Consider the following 17,664-nt stretch of genomic DNA (forward strand, 5'->3'; position numbering starts at 1 on the left):
TCGTTGTGATTTGCGGCGCTCACCACGCTGCGGCACAAGGCGGTCATGACCCGCTTCGCCTTTTTCCTCGCAGCCGCTTTTAGCCTCATCATACCGTCGCCCGCATCTGCAGAAACCGAATGCGGTGGCGACGTGATGTGCGAGTTCGAAGATCGTGGGTATTACGTTCGCGCGCCTGATGGTTGGGACGGCAAGACCACACTGCCCGTGCTGCTGCATTTCCACGGCTGGGGGCGACAGGGAAAGCTGATCGTCAATCACAGCCGCATCGCAGGCGCGACACGCGACCGTGGCGTTTTACTGGTGGCACCCAACGGGCGCGGCCGCAGCTGGAATTTCTGGCGGGCCGAAACCGAAGATGTGGGCTTTGCAAACCGGGTGTTGGCAGATGTCGCCAAGCGCTTCCCCATTGACAACCGCCTCTACGTTTCCGGCTACAGCTATGGCAGCGCGATGGCCTGGCGCTATACCTGCGAGAGCGGTGAGAAAGTAACAGCGTTACTTGCAATCTCCGGTACTTTACGTGGGCCGGAAGACTGCACCGCCCCTGTCCAAATTCGCCACGTTCACGGCACGACCGACACCGTGATGGACTACCCGTTTGGTCCTGACCGTGCGGTGGAAGGTGCGGTTGCACTTTGGCTCGACCGTAATGGATGCGGCCCAAAAGCCGACGAGATCGAACCGTGGCAGGCAGTGAAAATCCTGTCCTTCGACCGGCATATCTGGAACACCTGTTCCAGCGGAAAGCCCGTCGTGCTGGACGTTCATCCGGGCGGGCATTTCATCCCACGCTACTGGATTGCGGCACAACTGGACCAGCTGATGAAAAACGCACCGCTTCCGCAAACCCAACTGCCCTGATGGACTTGGGATTTGCCGAATTGCCGCACCCGCGATCACCACTTGCAATATTCCGGTTTCGCACTCATCCTCCCCTTCATGTTCAACGAAACGAAAGGAGGTGATCCTATGTCGAGTGGTTTCACAAATTCGAATGGGTCTTTGTTCACGAGCTTTACCGCGGAGCAGCCTCTGCGCTGACTGACGTGAACCGGACGGAACGACGTGTGTTTGTTGTTTCTGGCTCTGCCCAATGCGGCAAGACCCATCCGGACTTAGAAGACACGAGAAGGGGTTCGCAGCGATGTGAGCCCTTTTTCTTTGGCGAATTGTAAAGCCTAGCGCGCAGCCAGTTTCTCGCCACACCAACTTGTTCTCTTACCGCCGGAATAAGACCGCACCAGCTTTTCGCGCAGCAGCAATTCCTGCACATCACGTCCATCACTTGTGACAAGCCGCGCCAGCACACGGCCATAATATTTCCCGCCGGACACATCGCGAAGCTGCGCCTTACCGGAAGCGAGTAAAACACTCAGCCGCTCCCGGGCGGCCTTCGCCATTTGCAACTCATCATCGCAGCGCGCCCGCAATTCCGGTGCATCGATATTTCGAAGGCGTATGGAGACGCGAACATCGTGGCCGGGCCAGACATGAGCCACCACATCGACAGAATCGCCGTCACGCACCTTGATGATCGTCACATCGACCGGCCCCACGAACATTTCGCGTGCACCCGCATGTGACGCATATGCGGCGAGTGCCAGTGTCAAAATTATGCGCAGGAGTGCGGGCATGGTGGAACTACGGATGATGCGGTTTGATTCGCATTCATCTTAGCCAATAAGAGATAATAATCCTATATTATTGGAGGATTATTTTCCGATATCTAGAAATCAGACGTGATGCCTTTGTTTTCCCAATCACCATAGCGCGTCGGCTCTGGCCCTTTGCGACCATCAATCTCACGGGCAAGCTCCAGCTCTTTTTCGGCAGCACGGCGGGCTTCGGCTTCTTCTAACGCCCGTTTGGCGGCAGCGGGAAGGTCACGTTTCGCTTCGGTCTCGTTCATATCGTCGTTCATTTCCAAAACCTTTGTCGAAGCGGCACTTGAAACCATAGTGCTGCGCCATCGTTTCCTTGCAAGACCTATGCGTGACACCCACCTGTCGCAAGAGTATTGAAACGGACGATCTGTCGCCCCGCCCAACCAGTGATGGCCCAGAATTCGGGAGAGCCTGCCATGAACCTCGTCAAAACCACGATGCTGCTCACCGTGATGACCATGCTGTTCATGGGCGTGGGCTACATGATCGGCGGACAGGCCGGCATGTTTATCGCGCTGGTGATCGCCGCCGGTACCAATGTCTTCGCGTGGTGGAACTCAGGCAACATGGTGCTGCGGATGCACAATGCGCTGGAGGTCGATGAGACCACCGCGCCCGAGCTTGTGCAGATGGTGGAGCAACTTTCGCAAAACGCGGGTATTCCCACACCCCGCACCTTTATTCTGGAAACCGACCAGCCCAACGCTTTTGCCACCGGCCGCTCGCCGGAACATGGCGCGGTGGCCGTCAGCCGTGGGTTGATGGATCGGTTGACCAGCGAAGAAGTGGCAGCCGTGGTCGCCCACGAACTCGCCCATATCCGCTCCCGCGACACGCTCATTATGACCATCACTGCAACGTTTGCCGGTGCCATCGGAATGCTGGTGAATTTCGGTTTCTTCTTTCGCGGCTCCGGCGGCAACAACAACCCGTTCGGCATGGTCGGTATGCTGGCTGCGATGGTGCTGGCCCCGCTGGCAGCCGGTATCGTGCAAATGGCCGTGTCCCGCACCCGCGAATACGAGGCGGATAAAGACGGCGCTGAAATTTGCGGCAACCCGCTATGGCTTGCCGGTGCGTTGCGGAAAATCGAGGCCTATGCGAAGGGCGTGGTCAACATGCCGGCTGAACGCGCCAAGGGAACCGCCCACATGTTCATCATCAACCCGCTGAACGGAATGAGCATGGACGGCCTGTTCTCCACCCACCCTGCCACGGCCAACCGCATTGCCGCGCTGGAACAGATGGATCACGCATGGCGGGCGGAACACCACGCCGAACAATTGGCAGCAGAACGCGTAGCCAACGCCCCGCGTCCCGAACTTTTCGGTCGCGATGCGGGCGAGATGCGTGTGCCGGACCGCCATGCGGGACCGTGGGGCGAGACAGGAACCGAGACCATCATCAATGATGCCTCCGTGAGAAAAGGCCCTTGGGGTTAGGTTGAAGAGTTGAACGATACCAAACAGCGCCATCAGCGCCGCAAACCGTCACTGAAAAATAGCGCGCCGAAGGACAAACCCGGCCTTGCGGCACGTCAGGTTGCCACCACGCTACTGACCCGCATCGTCGATGATGGTCGCGGTCTCGACGGTCTTCTCGATACCCGCCACGGACCCGCAGCCCTGCGCGACATGCCGGAGGCAGATCGTCTTTTGGTCCGCGCCATCGTCACCACCGCGTTGCGCCATCGCGGCGAAATCGAACATGCGCTCGACCGCTGTATGGACCGGAAACCACCGAAAAACGCACGGCAGCTCATCCACGCGCTGCATGTCGCAGCAGCGCAAATCCTGTTCATGGAAGTTCCAGATAGCGCCGCCGTTGATCTGGCAGTTACCGCGCTTTCATCAGACCAACGTTCCACCCGCTTTTCAGGCCTCGCCAACGCCGTACTGCGCCGCATGGGCCGCGAGAAAGACACGCTGTTCGAAGCCATGAGCGATGAAGCCCGCGCGGTCATCAACATGCCCCCATGGCTTAGAAAACGCACACGAAAAAGCTACGGCAAAGAGCGGTTGGCCAGCATCGCCATGCGCCACATGCAGGAACCGGTGATCGATATTTGCGTGCGCGAAAACCCTGAGGAATGGGCCGAAAAGCTGGGCGGTGTTCACCTGTTCGGCAACGCCGTCCGTGTCATGCGTGAAGGCGCAATCCACACATGGCCCGGCTATGACGATGGCGGCTGGTGGGTTCAGGATGCTGCAGCCCAACTGCCCGCGCAGCTGATGGGCGACATTGACGGCAAGCGCGTGCTCGACCTTTGTGCCGCCCCCGGCGGCAAGACCGCGCAATTGGCAGCCGCTGGCGCAAGCGTCACCGCGCTGGAACTCAACGCATCACGGCTCCACCGCCTTAAGGGCAACATGGAACGGTTGAAGCTGGACGTGGAAACCATAGAGGGCGATCTCTTTGAGTACGAACCCGCCGAACTGTTCGACGCGGTTCTGCTGGACGCGCCATGCTCTTCACTCGGTACGATACGCCGCCACCCCGATGTGCAATGGGCAAAGTCTCAAGCCATCGTCGAAGAGCTTGCCGATCTGCAAAAGCGCATGTGCGAACACGCGGCCACTTTCATCAAACCTGGCGGCACACTCATTTTCGCCAACTGCTCACTCGACCGCGCCGAAGGTGAAGATGTGGTGGCTGCCATCACCAAAGGCGCAGCACCGCTGGAGCTGTCGCCGCTTACACCTGACGACCTGTTTGGTCTTGACGATTTCATCACGGGCCAGGGCACCGTCCGCACCCATCCGGGCCAGTTGAACGACGTGCCACCGCCCACTAGTGCCGATGTGGACCCAGCCAGATACGGCGGTTTGGACGGCTTTTTTGCCGCGAGATTTATCCGAACGGCCTGACAGTTCGCGCGAAACTTTAAGCTGCGGCATTTGCAGCCGCCCTTGCCTGCCGTAAGATTCAAACATCAGGGATTCGCCGCCGTTAAGGGCGTCAATCGCGTGAAGCGGGAAAGAGGCTACCTTGTCGTTTTTCGAAAGCATAGCGACCGGTCGTCTGGTGACGCGCGAAATATTGCGGCGCACTTTGCGCAGCATAAGGTCCGGCCCTCTTTACAGCTGGCGCATTGCGGGCCCGATGCCGGAGGGGCTAACACTCGCCCCTCAAAACCTGCTGGCCGCAGACGCGCAAAAAGCCATCGCTTTCTACGAAGGTGATTACAACTTTGCAGGTCGTCTGGTGGTCACCGATGGTGGCACACCTTTCATGATCCAGCCCGATGGCGAGGGGCAAGACCTCGCATCCGGCAGCGACCAGCCCAGCCCGGAATGGTTTGACGAACTTCACAGGTTCCGTTGGCTGCGCCATCTGGACAAAGCCGATACGGACCTTGCCCGCGCGCACGCGGCAGCTTTGGTCGCTGACTGGATCGACATTTGGGGCAGTCGGCTGGACAGCCGCGCATGGCGCACCGACGAGGTGGCATACCGGCTGATCGCATGGCTCGACCACTCCCCGCTGTTGGTCACCAACACCAGCGTCGATGCATACCAGAACCTGCTGCGGATGATGGGACGGCATTTCCGTTTCCTGCAAAGAAATGGTGCCACGGCCCGCGAAGGTTTTCCGCGCCTATTATGCGCCATCGCGCAGGTGTATGGTTCGCTGTGCCTTAAGGGCATGCGCAAGACGCTCAACAGTTCCATGCGCGAGCTGGACCGTGAAATCGAACGGCAGATCCTGTCCCCCTCTGCACCGATGTTGCGCAAACCGCTTGGGGTTAAAGAGGCGCTTACAGTGCTTCTTCCTCTTCATCAGGCATTTCAACAACAAGGGTTGGAACCGTCCCCCGCCTTTGAAAAAGCACGCGATGCCATGCTGAATGCGTTGCGCTTTTTCCGACATTCCGACGGGTCACTGGCACGCTTCAACGGCACCGGAGATACGGAACGTGCGCAACTGGCCAATCTATTGCGCCACCACGTTCCCCATAGCGATTCCGATCGACCACCATCTCAAATCCCCGGTGGCTTCCACCGGTTGGAGAAAAACGGGACGGTGGTCATCATGGATGCAGGAAAGCCGAATTCCATGTGCGGTGACGGTTGGGCAATGGCAGGCACATTGGCTTTCGAAATGTCTAGCGGGGATTCCCGCTTCGTCGTCAATTGCGGGGCACCGGATTACGACAACGAGCGCTACACACCCTTTGCACGCGCTACCGCCGCCCACAGCACTGCGGTCGTTGCCGACAAGTCATCCAGCATCTTTGCCAATGACGCACAGTTGCACTCCTATCTACCCTCTCCCATCATCCGCACACCACGCACAGTGGATGTTACGAGGCATGATGATGATGGTGTGCAGTTAGAGGCCCACCATGATGGTTACGTTCCAAGATTTGGCATCATTCATAACCGCCAATTGCGCTTGGCCGATGATGGCCAAACTCTGGAGGGCACAGACCGCTTCGACACTGTTGGTGCATCGGGCGATCCGGCACCTGTAGCGATCCGCTTTCATTTGCCCACCGCGATCAAGGCATCTCACCTTTCGTCGGGCCACTCCATTCTTATCGCTGACACAGCGGGCGGCGCATGGACGTTCAGTTGTGTCGATGCTGATATGAAGATTGAGGAAAGCATCCAGTTTTCCGGCAAACAAGGTCCACGTAAATCAAGCCAGATCGTGATCGCACTGAAAGACGGCCGTGACCGCGAAATCCGTTGGCTGCTTGAACGCCGTGCCGTGCGCGAAAAACGCTCTAACCGACGCGGTGATATCAGCCTGGAAGTGGCAACCGGTGATCTTCTGGACAGTCTCAATACCTCCGACGATAGCTCGGCTAAATCGACCGCTTCAACGGAGGGTTCCAGCTGAATGAGCTGCGTTCTCCTTACCCGACCTTTGGCGCAACAGGCTGGCACCCGACAGAAGCTTGAGGCGATGGGCCATGATGTGATCGCAGAACCCATGCTGGTTCTCGAACATCTCGACACGCCGCTTCCGCAGAAAGAAATTGCAGGAATCCTGCTCACCAGCGCCAATGCCGTTCCTGCGGTAGCCAATGCAATCACGAATACCGCCTGTCGCATTCTGGCCACCGGCCAAGCCACCGCAGACGCTGCCCGCAAAGCTAAGTTTAACGATGTACACCACGTCAATGGAAATGCCGCAGACCTAGCTAATGCGGTCAACGAAGGCGCGATTACATTTCCCGACGGCCCCTTATTGGCCCCTCGCGCACAAAACGTTGCCCGCGATCTGGCAGAGCTTGTGGAGCGGGAAACCATCCCATGGACAGTTTACCGCATGACGCCATCAGTGGAATTTTCTCCATATACGCGAACGGCACTATTGGACGGTCGGGTTGATCATGTGTTGCTGACGTCACCGCTGATATCCAGCACATTTGCGCGGCTTTTCAGTCAAATGCCGCAAGGAACAACCGTTCCCGCAATGCTTGCCATGTCATCTGAAATCCGTGCGGCACTTCCCGATGAACTAACCGCCGTCACCCGCGTTTCCCAACAGTGCAACGAAGCCAGCCTGCTGAGTTTGCTCATGCAAGAAGATCATTGAGGCAATAAGACCGGAGCAGACGATAAGGATCGCCGCAAAAAGGACGGCAATCAAAAGCTTGCCATGACGTGGCCTGCCAATCCATTCTATAAGCTCGGTTATAATGTGCGGACACGTGGCCTCTAAACCCGGCCACAGATGTGCGGTCCCGAAGGAAAAGCGAAAACCACATGAAGAAACCCGCCAAAGCCGGAAGCGCTTCCAAATCGACAAAGCGCAAACCCGTGACCATCGACCTTGAAGCGAAAACGGTCGCTCAGCCTGAAGGCTCCAAAGAAGAGACAAAGTCTGCGCCAGCTTCACGCAGCCGCAGTTCCGTACCGAAAGCCAGCTCTTCTGCCCGCAGTGCGCCTGCGAAAAACGCAACCAAGGTTGATGCGGTAAAAGATGCTGCCGCTGACAAGATCGCTGATAAAACCAGCGCCCCCGCAAGTGCGACAAAAACTTCGACAGACAGCAAGCCCACCAACACACCCGACAAGGCTGCGCCGAAAGATACGAAACCCGCACCTTCAAAGGCCGCAAACAACAATGACGGCAAAGGCGGCGCAGGCTTCGGCTCAATGCTGGTCGCCGCTTGCTTAGGTGGCGGCATCGCCCTTGGTGGCGCGTGGTTGTTGCAGCCTTCAAGCACCACCGATGAAGCCAGTTACGCATCGACGCAGGCGCTGGACAGCACCCGCAGTGAATTGACCGGCGAGATCGCTTCTCTGCGCGAAGAATTGACCGCTGCTCAAGCAACGGCTTCGGCAGGAACCGGCGAACAGGCAGTAGGCGCAGACACCAGTGCGTTAGAAAGCCGGATTGCCGCGCTTGAAGAACGACCTGCACCAACGGGTGACGGGTCAGCACCCACTCCTATCGACACGTCTGTTACAGATGCCATCAGCGAACGCATTACCGCGCTCGAAACGGCATTGGCGGAAACCAGCTCAACACTGTCACAGGTTCAAACCGCAGTCTCTTCAGGTGAAGCTGGCGAAAATGCCGGTCTTACCAACCTGACGGAACGGGTCGCAGCCTTAGACGAGCAGGTCGCCAGCATCGCGCAAGCCCCTGCGGCGGATACCGCAGGACAAGAGGCAATCGCAGCCCTTCAAGCGGTTCTGCCCGCATTGCAGGGTTCGGTGCAAGAAACCTCGGCACAGCTCACCAGCAGCATGGAAACAACGTCTTCTACGCTGGAGGAATTGCGTGGTCAAATCTCAACCGTGCAGGAAAGCCTGTCAGGTCAGGAGGAACTTGCTTCCACCGTAGCCTCACTCGACGAAACGCTGACTGCGCTCTCCACAAGGATGGATGAAGTTGCAAGCACGGTAGATGGCCGCGTTTCCACACTGGCTGAATTGAAGGAGCGTGTTGCGGCCGAAAACGGGCTGGACCGCAAGGCGGCACAGGCAGTCGCTGCAGCCGCACTGAAAAGCGATATTGATCGCGGCCGACCGTTTGCAGCAGCATTGGCCAATCTAAAAGCCGTGTCGTCCGATACAACAGCACTCGAACCGCTGACGGCTTATGCCGACAAAGGGGTGCCGACCATCGCCCAGCTTCGTCAACAGTTCGAATCATCGGTTTCCGGTGCAATCGTCACAGCTATTTCGCCCAAGCCACCTGAAGACATCCGCTCCCGTCTGATGCAGGGCGTGAAAAGTCTGGTGAAATCAGATCAAACCGCTGGAGCGACAGATGGTCCGCTGGCCAGCGTGAATGCGATTTCCACCGCCATGTCCGCCAACGATTCAGCAGCCGCACAAGCTGCGTGGCAACAGCTTCCTGAAGCTGGCCAGCAAGCATCAAGCGATTGGCACGATGATTTGTCAGCCCGCACCACTGCGGACACACTGATCGCGAAAACCGTATCCGCCTATCTTCTCGACACTGCATCGCAGTAGAACCGGCAGCACTTACGCCGCCTTTTGATTAAGCCAACTGGAGCATCTTCATATGCTACGCCTCGCAGTCTTCTTTCTTATCCTGTTCGCCATCGCAGCGGGCTTTGCATGGTTTGCCGATAATCCCGGCACCATAACCCTGCAATGGCCGTGGCTGAACGGCGGCGAGCCGCTGGCGGTCGATCTACTGGTGGCAATCGTTGTGCTGGCAGTGGTGTTGTTTGCAGCCATCGTGTTGTGGTCGATCATTGCAGCCATTCTCACATCGCCAAAAACTTTCGGTCGTTGGCGTGAAGGCCGCCGCCGCGACAAAGGCTATGAAGCCCTGTCACGCGGTTTGGTGGCTGCAAATGCGGGCAACGCGCCACTGGCACGTCGCTTAACTAAAGAGTGCTCCAAACACCTTGATGACGAGCCTCTCGTCGCCCTCCTCGACGCGCAGACTGCGCTATTGGAAGACGATCATGATTGCGCCCGTCGTTGCTACACCACCATGCTGGAGAAAGACGAAACCCGTCTCCTCGGCCTGCGCGGTCTCTATCTTGAAGCGGAAAAAGAAGGCGAGGGCGAAGCTGCTGGCCACTTTGCCCGCGAAGCTGTCAAAGCCAACCCGGGCACACCATGGGCCACGCAAGCCATGCTGCGCAGCCAGACAGCCACCAAAAATTGGGAAGAGGCGCTCAAGACGCTCGATCTCAACCGCTCCGCCGGCGTGTACGATAAAGACGCCTATAACGGCAGAAAAGCCGCGATCCTCACGGCACTTGCTATGGATGAGGAAGATGCCTCACCGGAAAAAGCGCGCAGCCACGCGCTGGCCGCTCACAAACTGGCACCAACGCTTGCGCCAGCCGCCGTCGTTGCTGCCCGCATGTCTGTGCGCCTGAACGATATGCGCAAAGCCGCCAAGGTTCTGGAGACCAGCTGGAAAGCCGAACCGCACCCGGAAATCGCAGACGCCTATATCCATCTGCGCAATGGCGACTCGGTGCTCGATCGCCTCAAACGAGCGCAGACGTTGGACGGCAAACGCTCCAACAGCATCGACGGCCAACTGGCCATCGCACAGGTGGCTATTGATGCAGGCGAGTATGAAACAGCCCGCGACGCGCTGGAGGCAGCCTTCCGCATCACACCAACAGAACGTGCCTGCCTGCTGATGGCAGACCTTGAAGAAGCGCAAAACGAGGACATGGGCCGCGTGCGCGAATGGCTTTCCCGTGCCGTCCACGCACCGCGCGACAAAGCCTGGGTCGCAGATGGTGTAGCCGCCGAAGAATGGATGCCCGCATCCCCAGTAACCGGCGAGATCAACGCCTTCGAATGGAAACAACCTGTCGAGCAGTTGGCGCTGTCCGACAAGACGGTCGACTACGCGACGCTGTTGGAATCCGGCCGTAACAATGATGGTGATGATAGCGGCATGAAGACAATCTCACCGAAGAAAGTGGTCACTGTCACCGCAGCTGCAGCCACCGCAGCTGTTGTAACCGGTTCTGATGGAGCGGAAGACGCAGCAACCGGCACAACGTCTGCAACCGAGCATGATCTGAAAGACGTCGAGGTGGAGGCATCGTCCACCAAAAGCACCCTCGATCAAGAAATAGAAGATGCAGTGATCATCGAGAAGACAGCAGAAACTGAAGACGCTGGTTCAAACGCGACGCATGAGGTCAAGGTAGTAAGCACCGATAGCGACGCAACCGAAACGCCTGAAGCTACTCCAACACCCTCCCCAAAACCGTCCGTGGTGAAGATTGATGGCGTTGGCTCGGTCACTGACGAAATCGTCGATGAAGATGGTGACGGCATACCTGACGACGTTGCGGTAGTTCCTGTCGCAGCCAATGACGCCGAGAAGGTGAAGGCAAAACTGGCAGAGACAAGCGATGAGAAAATCGAGGTCGTTACCTTGGACAGGCGCGAAGATGACAAAGTGAATAGCAAGGCGGAGTCACCCTACAAGCAGCGCAATCTCGACGAGGACAATGACGGAAAAATTGACCGTCACCCGGATGATCCGGGAATCGACGAGACCGACACTCCGCCCAAACGCGGGCTTTTCGGCAGAGGTTAACGCTCAGTTCCGTTGCCGAATCAAAAAGGCCCCGCCGGTTTCCGCCAGCGGGACCTTTTTCGTTTCAGCCATGTCGTTCCTTAAGCAGCAGCGGCACGCTCTTTCAGCAGACCGCGATTCACCAGCAACTCGGCGATCTGCACGGTGTTGAGCGCTGCACCTTTACGCAGGTTGTCTGAAACCACCCACATGTTGATGCCATTATCGACGGTGGAATCATCGCGGATGCGCGAGATGTAAGTCGCGTCTTCGCCCGCCGCTTCGTAAGGCGTGACGTAGCCGCCATCTTCGCGCTTATCGATCACGAGACAGCCTGGCGCCTCGCGCAAAATATTGCGCGCTTCATCAGCCGACAGCTCTTCTTCAAATTCGATGTTCACCGATTCCGAATGGGACACGAAGACCGGCACACGCACACAGGTCGCGGTGAGCTTGATCTTGGGATCGAGCATCTTCTTGGTCTCGGCCATCATCTTCCACTCTTCCTTCGTATCGCCGGAGTCCATGAAAGCATCGATATGGGGAATGAGGTTGAACGCGATGCGCTTGGTGAATTCTTTCGCCTCGATAGGGTCGGCCACGAACACTGCGCGGGTCTGCTCGAACAGCTCTTCCATCTTCGCTTTGCCACCGCCAGAGACCGATTGGTAGGTGGAGACGACGACGCGCTTGATACGCGCACGATCGTGCAGAGGCTTCAGCGCCACCACCAGCTGCGCGGTGGAGCAGTTCGGGTTGGCGATGATGTTCTTCTTGGAGAAACCGGTGATCGCATCCGCGTTCACTTCCGGCACGATCAACGGCACATCGGGGTCGTAGCGGAATGCCGATGAGTTATCGATCACGACGCAGCCCTGCTTGCCGATCTTCGGAGACCATTCCTGTGATGTAGAACCACCGGCGGACATGATGGCGATGTCGGTGTTGGAGAAATCGTAGTTGTCGAGGGTCTTCACCTTCAGCACTTTGTCGCCGAAGGAGACTTCGGTGCCCTGGCTGCGGCGGGAAGCCAACGCCACCACCTTGTCGGCAGGAAACTGCCGCTCGGCCAGAATGGACAGCACTTCGCGGCCCACATTACCCGTGGCACCAACAACTGCGATTGTGTAACCCATGATCGTTCTCCTTGCTCTCCTAGAACGCGACTGCGCGTTGCCCTCTCCATCCCGGGAGAGCGCGGGAGGGAAGGGTTAAAGGGTGGTCTTGGTTTTGACGGCCTTTGTGATCATGGGCGGGTGTTTAAGGGGCCTACCGGAAATGTCAAAGCAAAACTGGAATTTGGCTTTTATTGCGCGTGCGATCGCAGTTGCAGCAGCCATGACCTTGGCCGTGCCGGTTGGCGCTGTCACCATCGGACCCATGAGTGAAACGCAAATTAGGGCGGCTCTCGTGGGCAAGATTTTCGAGGGCGAATATCCCTCCGGTGCAGCGTGGCGCGAAAGTTTCGATGTTTCCGGTAACACGATCTATCAGGAAGGTGGCCAAACCGATCTCGGCACCATGACATTCCAGGGCAACGTCATCTGCTTCGATTACGGCGACCCAACCCGCAGCGGTGGATGTTTCAACGTCTGGCAGCGCGGCGCAAACTGCTTCGATTTCTACTCCACCGGCAACATCGCCACCCGCCTGCAACGCGACCGCGGGACAGCATGGGACGCCCGCGCTTGGGAAGAGGGAAAGACACGGGACTGTACCGCTGATCTCATCGGCTAGAGCGCACCTTCAAGAAACTCTAAACCAATCGCCATACCGCCCATACGGGTGACGTTGTTGTGGCCGGCACCTTCGATAAGTTGGAACCGTGCCGTCAATGGCGCAGCCAAGTGAAGTCGTTTGCCCGCTTCCAGCGGAACAACACTGTCATGATCGCCGTGCATGATGAGAATGGGCGCTTCGACATTTCCGATAACGGCATCGGATTGAAACGGATGCTGCAACAGATACGACACCGGCAACCACCAGAACTGTTGTTGCGCCATAGACAGGACCGAGTCGAACGGAGACTCCAGCACCAGCGCAGCCACTGACCTCTGGTCAGCCAGCTGCACGGCAACGGCTGCACCAAGAGAGTGGCCCCAAACTGCAATGGGTTCATCGTTGGCCTGGCGCAGCAAATCGTAAATCAGCACGGCATCTTCCACGAGCGCAGTCTGCGATGGCATGCCTGTGCTTCCGGCGTAGCCACGGTATTCGGCCAGTAGGACACCGTACTCCTCATCAGCCAGCGCTTTGCCATGCCCGATCATCCGGCTGGCTGTGCTGCCGTTGCCATGAAACACGATGATCGTAGGCTCACCGTCTTCCGCCGGATGATGGTAGGCGTTTAGACGTTCACCGTCCGCTGTCGTAATGGGAAACAGTTCGAAGCCGGAAACCGAAACTGCAGGGCCGACTTCCAGAGGAGCCGGAAAAATCATTCTGTCTTGCATCAACCAAAGAAGGCCCAAGAAACCTAGATAGAAGGTCGCGGCGAACGTAAGGCTCGTCCGGATGAAACGACCCATCACTTAGGCCGGATAATCCCGAACACCGAAAATCGCACTACCAACACGCACATGGGTTGCACCGAATTGAACTGCGACCTGGTAATCGCCCGACATGCCCATGGACAATCCGTTCACGTCCGCCTCGTCGGCCAACTTCCGCAGCAATTCGAAATGCGGACCGGGGTTTTCATCAGCCGGTGGAATGCACATCAGGCCTTCGATCTCCAGCCCATGCTCATCACGGCAGCGTTGCACGAAAGCCACCGCCTCTTTCGGGGCGATACCGGCCTTCTGCGGCTCTTCACCGGTGTTCACCTGAACGAAAAGTTTTGGCGTCTTACCCTGCTTCTTCATCTCACCAGCCAGTGCCTTGGCAATCTTCTCTCGGTCGACCGTATGAATGACGTCAAACAATTCGACAGCATCGGCCGACTTGTTGGATTGCAGTGGCCCGATGAGATGCAGTTCCACGTCCGAAAATTCAGCCCGCAATTCAGGCCATTTGCCCTGGCTTTCCTGCACGCGGTTTTCACCGAACACGCGGTGGCCCGCCTCCAGCGCGGGGCAGATAGCGTCGGCGTCGAAGGTTTTCGACACCGCGATCAACGTCACATCTTCGCCTCGGCGCTCGACCTTCCGGCACGCCACATCGACGGCTTCAAGCACTTGATCAATTTGCTTTCGCATCGCGCAAACACCCTCTCGGTTGACGGCTGGTGGCATTCGGGCCATCCCCCGTATTGCACAGATGATAAACCATTTCCGTGCAACTATTTCCGCACCCCTCACATGAAGACAAGCATCATGGCAAGCGAGCGCTATTCACCCGCAGACGTCGAACACAAATGGCAGGCCCGCTGGGACGACGCCAAGCTGTTCGAGGCCAAAAGCGAACCGGACCCGGACGCACAGACCTATTACGTGCTGGAGATGTTCCCCTACCCATCCGGTCGCATCCATATGGGCCACGTTCGCAACTACGCGATGGGCGATGTAATCGCGCGCTACAAACGCGCCAAGGGTTTCGAAGTGCTGCACCCCATGGGTTGGGATGCTTTCGGCATGCCTGCAGAAAACGCGGCGATGCAGAACAAGACCCACCCCAAGGGCTGGACCTACGATAACATCGCGTCGATGCGCTCGCAGTTGAAATCGCTCGGCCTGTCGCTGGACTGGTCCCGCGAATTCGCCACCTGTGACCCTGAATATTACGCGCAGCAGCAGTCCTTGTTCCTCGACTTCCTCGATGCCGATCTGGTGACGCGCAAGAACGCCCGCGTGAACTGGGACCCTGTGGACATGACCGTGCTCGCCAACGAACAGGTGATCGACGGCAAGGGCTGGCGCTCCGGTGCAGAGGTCGAACAGCGCGACCTGACGCAATGGTTCTTCAAGATCTCCGACTATTCCGAAGACCTGCTCGACAGCCTCGACACGCTCGACGGCTGGCCCGCCCGGGTGAAGCTGATGCAGGCCAACTGGATCGGTCGCTCACGCGGTCTCGAAATGACCTTCGAGTTGACCGAGCCCGCTGGCGATCACACCGGCATCGAGATCTACACCACTCGCCCCGACACATTGGCCGGTGCCAGCTTCATCGCGCTTGCGCCGGAACATCCACTGGCCGTGCAACTTGCTGCCGATAGTCCAGCACTCGCCAAATTCTCCGTGGATGTTCGCAAGTCCGGTACGAGCGCAGAAGAATTGGAGACCGCCGAGAAGCAGGGCTTCGACACAGGGATTCACGTGAAACATCCGCTTTATGAAGGCGAGACGCTTCCCGTCTATGTGGCGAACTTCGTGTTGATGGACTACGGCACCGGTGCGATCTTCGCCTGTCCGGCCCACGACCAGCGCGATCTCGACTTCGCCCGCAAATACGGCCTGCCCGTCATCGACACGTTCTTTGCGCCGGACAATCACACCCCGGTCGCCAACGCCGCCTTCGTGCCGCCAAAAACAGAGATGGTGGATTGGGTGAACCAGCCCGCCGGTATCGAAAAGGCCACCGGCGAAGACGCTGTGGAGCAGACGATCGACTGGGCGGAAAAGAAAAGCCTCGGCACCGCCAAGACGCAGTTTCGCCTGCGCGACTGGGGCATTTCCCGCCAGCGCTATTGGGGTTGCCCGATCCCTGTCGTCCATTGCGAGACCTGTGGCGTCGTGCCTGAAAAGAAAGAGAATCTACCGGTCGAGCTACCCGACGACGTCACCTTCGACATTCCCGGCAACCCGCTGGACCGCCACCCAACATGGCGCAACACGACCTGCCCGTCTTGTGGTGGCGCGGCTCTGCGTGAAACGGACACGATGGACACCTTCGTGGACTCATCGTGGTACTACGCCCGCTTTGCGGACCCCACCGCCAGCACGCCGACCAATGTTACGGCCACGAATTGCTGGCTGCCTGTAGATCAATATATCGGCGGCATCGAACACGCGATTTTGCACCTGCTCTATTCCCGCTTCTTCGCCCGCGCGATGCAGAAGACAGGCCACCTCGCCGTTGCCGAACCCTTCAAAGGCTTGTTCACGCAAGGCATGGTCGTCCACGAAACCTATAAGGCAGCCGATGGCAGCTGGGTAGTTCCCCTAGATGTGACCACTAATAACGTGAACGGTAAGCAAGTAGCCAACACGTCCTTTGAGGCCATAGGTTTAGACAGCTCTAGTCTCAGCAATAAAGACAAAGAATTGTGGGTGGTGAAAACAGAAGACCATGATCATGACCGCATTAGAGTAAACGTCGGTCCAATCGAGAAGATGTCGAAGTCCAAGCGCAACACCGTGGACCCCGACGAAATCATCGCCACTTATGGCGCGGACACCGCCCGCTGGTTCGTGCTGTCCGACTCACCACCGGACCGCGATGTGATCTGGACAGATGCTGGCGTTCAGGGCGCCCACCGTTTCGTTCAACGCCTCTGGCGTCTGGTGCATCGCGTGGCGGAAGGCGCTGATCGCCCCGGCACTGACGACGCATCACTCACGCTTCGCAAGATCACCCACAAAACGCTCGCCAACGTGGACACGATGATTCCTGCATTGCGCAACAACGCGGCGGTCGCTCAGATCTACACGCTGGTGAACGCGCTGGAAAAAGCTGTCGATGATAACTCCGTCTCAAGCCAAGCACTGGGTGAAGGCATAACCATCACGCTGCAAATGATCGCGCCGATGATGCCCCACCTTGCCGAAGAGTGCTGGGTAGCGCTGGGCCACGACACGATGGTTGGCGATACGCCATGGCCTGACTTCGATGCCGATCTGTTGGCCGAAGACACCGTCACTCTGCCCGTGCAAATCAACGGTAAGAAACGCGGTGATGTCGAACTCCCCGCAGACGCATCCAAGGAAGATGCCGAAGCGACTGTGCTCGCTCTCGACTTTGTGCAGAGCGCATTGTCTGGTAAGCCTCCACGCAAGGTCGTTGTGGTGCCTGGAAGGATCGTCAATGTGGTCGTTTAAGCGCTCTCGCGCACCGGTGGGTTTTACCGCCTTGTTGGCAGTTTTGCTCGTCGCCGGTTGCACGGTAGAGCCGTTGCGCGGCGCACGCACAACCGTTGGTTCCGGAATTGTCTCCGATAATCTGTTGGCAACATCGGTCGCCGAGGTAAACACCCGCGTGGCGCAGCAGGTGCGTAACGAGCTTCTTTTCGCGCTGCATGGCGGCAACAACAATGTGCCACCGCGCTATCAGGTAAAACTGGGCGTCACGGCCACAGCATCTGCTTTGTCCATCCAGTCCAGCAGTCTCGCGCCAACATCAGCGCGTGTCGTTGTAAGCGCATCATACACGGCGACGGAAATCGCGACCAACCGCGTCGTCGCCCAGGGCAACCGCCGCACCTTTGCAGCCTATGACCGCACCACCCAGAGCTTCGCCAACGAGCGGGCGGAGCGTGATGCCGAGAACCGCGCAGCGAAAGAGGTTGCCGAGCAGATCCGCCTAGCCCTCGGTCAACAACTGTCCGGTAGCTGATCTTGGGCGG

Annotated in this window: 15 protein-coding genes; 10 read left to right on the forward strand and 5 right to left on the reverse strand. The window is 58.1% G+C overall.

Features of this window, described 5'->3' with window-relative positions; all coding sequences use genetic code 11:
• The first annotated feature begins 45 nt into the window (after positions 1 to 45).
• Positions 46 to 864 (forward strand): PHB depolymerase family esterase, encoded by an 819-nt coding sequence (locus R2A130_RS07255; protein WP_009464378.1) that lies wholly within the window; start codon positions 46 to 48, stop codon positions 862 to 864.
• Between the two features lie 317 nt (positions 865 to 1,181).
• Here R2A130_RS07255 and R2A130_RS07260 read toward each other — a convergent pair whose 3' ends face one another.
• Both R2A130_RS07260 and R2A130_RS07265 read right to left on the reverse strand, forming a co-directional pair.
• On the reverse strand, positions 1,182 to 1,637 hold the full coding sequence (locus R2A130_RS07260) for a thermonuclease family protein (RefSeq protein WP_040305318.1): 456 nt from the start codon (positions 1,635 to 1,637) through the stop codon (positions 1,182 to 1,184).
• A 92-nt stretch (positions 1,638 to 1,729) separates the two neighbouring features.
• Positions 1,730 to 1,924 (reverse strand): DUF1674 domain-containing protein, encoded by a 195-nt coding sequence (locus R2A130_RS07265; protein ID WP_040305406.1) that lies wholly within the window; start codon positions 1,922 to 1,924, stop codon positions 1,730 to 1,732.
• A gap of 159 nt (positions 1,925 to 2,083) precedes the next feature.
• Between R2A130_RS07265 and htpX the strand changes: the two genes are divergently transcribed.
• The 6 genes from htpX (at position 2,084) to R2A130_RS07295 (ending at position 11,183) form a co-directional block, all read left to right on the forward strand.
• Complete coding sequence (gene htpX, locus R2A130_RS07270; RefSeq protein WP_009464381.1) at positions 2,084 to 3,109, forward strand: zinc metalloprotease HtpX; 1,026 nt, start codon at positions 2,084 to 2,086, stop codon at positions 3,107 to 3,109.
• Between the two features lie 9 nt (positions 3,110 to 3,118).
• Positions 3,119 to 4,534: an RsmB/NOP family class I SAM-dependent RNA methyltransferase gene (locus tag R2A130_RS07275; RefSeq protein WP_009464382.1), complete on the forward strand. Its 1,416-nt coding sequence runs from the start codon at positions 3,119 to 3,121 to the stop codon at positions 4,532 to 4,534.
• A gap of 121 nt (positions 4,535 to 4,655) precedes the next feature.
• Entirely contained in the window at positions 4,656 to 6,512 is a 1,857-nt protein-coding gene (locus R2A130_RS07280; protein ID WP_009464383.1) for a heparinase II/III family protein, read from the forward strand.
• Entirely contained in the window at positions 6,513 to 7,214 is a 702-nt protein-coding gene (locus R2A130_RS07285; protein WP_009464384.1) for a uroporphyrinogen-III synthase, read from the forward strand.
• Between the two features lie 170 nt (positions 7,215 to 7,384).
• The gene (locus R2A130_RS07290) at positions 7,385 to 9,106 is read left to right on the forward strand and encodes a COG4223 family protein (protein WP_009464385.1); all 1,722 of its coding nucleotides are present in this window, start codon (positions 7,385 to 7,387) and stop codon (positions 9,104 to 9,106) included.
• 52 nt (positions 9,107 to 9,158) lie between these two features.
• Positions 9,159 to 11,183: a heme biosynthesis protein HemY gene (locus R2A130_RS07295; RefSeq protein ID WP_009464386.1), complete on the forward strand. Its 2,025-nt coding sequence runs from the start codon at positions 9,159 to 9,161 to the stop codon at positions 11,181 to 11,183.
• A gap of 80 nt (positions 11,184 to 11,263) precedes the next feature.
• Here R2A130_RS07295 and R2A130_RS07300 read toward each other — a convergent pair whose 3' ends face one another.
• A complete protein-coding gene (locus tag R2A130_RS07300; protein WP_009464387.1) occupies positions 11,264 to 12,298 on the reverse strand; it encodes an aspartate-semialdehyde dehydrogenase in 1,035 nt (344 codons plus the stop codon).
• A 163-nt stretch (positions 12,299 to 12,461) separates the two neighbouring features.
• Between R2A130_RS07300 and R2A130_RS07305 the strand changes: the two genes are divergently transcribed.
• Positions 12,462 to 12,899 (forward strand): hypothetical protein, encoded by a 438-nt coding sequence (locus R2A130_RS07305; protein WP_198008661.1) that lies wholly within the window; start codon positions 12,462 to 12,464, stop codon positions 12,897 to 12,899.
• On the opposite strand, the gene R2A130_RS07310 is transcribed toward R2A130_RS07305, so the two are convergent.
• Both R2A130_RS07310 and R2A130_RS07315 read right to left on the reverse strand, forming a co-directional pair.
• Complete coding sequence (locus R2A130_RS07310) at positions 12,896 to 13,603, reverse strand: alpha/beta hydrolase (RefSeq protein WP_198008662.1); 708 nt, start codon at positions 13,601 to 13,603, stop codon at positions 12,896 to 12,898. The genes R2A130_RS07305 and R2A130_RS07310 overlap by 4 nt on opposite strands.
• 90 nt (positions 13,604 to 13,693) lie before the next feature.
• Positions 13,694 to 14,404 carry a YggS family pyridoxal phosphate-dependent enzyme gene (locus R2A130_RS07315; protein WP_371179389.1) on the reverse strand — a complete coding sequence of 237 codons (711 nt, stop codon included), beginning with the start codon at positions 14,402 to 14,404 and terminating at the stop codon, positions 13,694 to 13,696.
• A 72-nt stretch (positions 14,405 to 14,476) separates the two neighbouring features.
• On the opposite strand from R2A130_RS07315, the gene leuS reads away from it, so the two are divergent.
• Positions 14,477 to 17,140 carry a leucine--tRNA ligase gene (leuS, locus tag R2A130_RS07320; RefSeq protein WP_009464392.1) on the forward strand — a complete coding sequence of 888 codons (2,664 nt, stop codon included), beginning with the start codon at positions 14,477 to 14,479 and terminating at the stop codon, positions 17,138 to 17,140.
• Positions 17,127 to 17,654: an LPS assembly lipoprotein LptE gene (lptE, locus tag R2A130_RS07325; protein WP_009464393.1), complete on the forward strand. Its 528-nt coding sequence runs from the start codon at positions 17,127 to 17,129 to the stop codon at positions 17,652 to 17,654. Before leuS ends, lptE begins: the two co-directional genes overlap by 14 nt.
• Positions 17,655 to 17,664 lie beyond the last annotated feature (10 nt).

It is taken from the genome of Ahrensia sp. R2A130, assembly GCF_000179775.1.
In the GTDB taxonomy this organism is placed as follows: domain Bacteria; phylum Pseudomonadota; class Alphaproteobacteria; order Rhizobiales; family Rhizobiaceae; genus Pseudahrensia.